The 1,673-nt window shown below is 62.4% G+C and carries 2 protein-coding genes; one reads left to right on the top strand and one right to left on the bottom strand.

Annotated elements, in window-relative coordinates:
* Nucleotides 1-94: 94 nt before the first annotated feature.
* A complete protein-coding gene (locus ACP7A3_RS20910; protein ID WP_006473457.1) occupies nucleotides 95-1,450 on the top strand; it encodes an IS1380-like element IS1247 family transposase in 1,356 nt (451 codons plus the stop codon).
* Nucleotides 1,451-1,463: 13 nt separating this feature from the next.
* On the opposite strand, the gene ACP7A3_RS20905 is transcribed toward ACP7A3_RS20910, so the two are convergent.
* A partial coding sequence (locus ACP7A3_RS20905) for a hypothetical protein (RefSeq protein WP_426262755.1) occupies nucleotides 1,464-1,673 on the bottom strand: 210 nt, incomplete at its 5' end.

Genomic DNA, 1,673 nt, shown 5'->3' with positions numbered 1-1,673 from the left:
CCCACATTTCCCAAGTAAGGCGCTGATTTCGCTGTCCTGACCATTATATTTCCTATATAAAACATGGTGTTGAAGGCTGCGAGGGGCGCGTTTCATGGATCACCCAGAGGGTGCGGGCTTGCAACGGGCAGATCGGGTGGATTTCGACCCTCGCGTGCGGCTGGAATTTCGCGGCACGCAGCTCAGTTCCGACGGCGGCCTTCTGGTGATGCGCGAGCTTGATGACGCGCTCGGGTTGTCCGATTTGGCGTCAGCGGCGCTGCGCGATACTCGCTCTGGCAAGAACACGGTCCATCGGCTCGACGGCCTGTTCCGGCAATCAGTCTTTGGGCGGCTGGCCGGATACGAGGATGTCAACGACGCCAACCGTCTCGCCTGCGATCCGGTCATGCGCCAAGTTGTCGGCGGCAGAGCGGTCGATGCACAAGCGGCCTCGGCATCGCAGATGGGACGGTTCGAGACCGAGACGCTGGCTCTGGCCGGGAACCGTGCCGCGCTGGCCGACCTGAACGGGCAATGGATCGACCGGTTCCATGACCGTAACGGGCTGAAGTACATCGTTCTGGACATGGACAGCTCGGTCAGCCCGACCCATGGCGACCAGGAAGGGTCCGCCTGGAATGGCCATTTCGACTGTAGCTGCTATCACCCCAACTTTCTGTTCAACCAGTTCGGGATGCTGGAACGCTGCGCCCTGCGCCATGGCAACGTCCACAGCGCCGATGGCTGGCGTGATGTTCTCGACCCCGTCATTGCGCGCTACGCGGAGCGCGACCTTGGTGGCAGGTTCTTCCGGGCCGATGCTGCCTACGCGATCCCGGCGATCTATGAGCGATTGGAAGAAGCGCGGTTCTTCTACGCCATCCGGCTGCCCGCAAACGCGGTCCTCAAGGACAAGATCGCGCATCGGCTAACGCGCCCTGTCGGGCGGCCGTCACTGACCAAGGTCAAGCGGTTCTTCGAGGAATTCGAGTATCAGGCGGCGTCCTGGGACAAGGAACGCCGGGTGATCGCCAAGATCGAATGGCATCCGGGCGAACTGTTCCCGCGTGTCGGCTTCATCGTCACCAACCTGCCGATGGAGCCGGACTGGGTGGTGCGGTTCTACAACCAGCGCGGCACCGCCGAGCAGCACATCAAAGAGGGCAAATACGCCTTTCGCTGGACGCGGCTGTCGTGCCGGAAGTTCCGCGACAATGAGGTGCGGCTGCAACTGCACGCCCTGGCGTACAACCTGGCCACCTTCTTGCGCTGCATCGAGCTGCCCGAGGCCATGGCCGACTGGTCGTTGACCAGCCTGCAACTGAAGCTGATCAAGATCGGGGCACGTGTGGTCCGTCACGCCCGCACCATCACCTTCCAGCTGGCCGAGGTCGCTGTCACCGGCACGATGGTACGCGCCATCCTCGCCGCTATCCGCCGATTGCGAGCGCCACCGCTATGCGCATGATCGCGATCCACGCTCAAACTGAACGAAAGCGGCTGGACAGATCTGTCCGCTGCGCTGAAAAACGCCGCCCCTGGGCAAGGAAACAGCGGCTTCGCGGTCTGATCCGTCCAGATCCAGCAGTCTGCGCGACCGCAGGTGCCGCTTGCGGCAGAAAATCCTTGTCTAGCGCTCGGATACAGGCGATCTTCACCTCAAACGCCACGCCACTTGGGGAATGCAGGCT

Source organism: Sphingomonas sp. DC5200-1, from assembly GCF_049897245.1.
GTDB lineage: Bacteria > Pseudomonadota > Alphaproteobacteria > Sphingomonadales > Sphingomonadaceae > Sphingomonas > Sphingomonas aquatilis.
The sequence above is the reverse complement of the archived record's forward strand: the minus strand, read 5'-3'. Positions and strand labels throughout refer to the sequence as shown.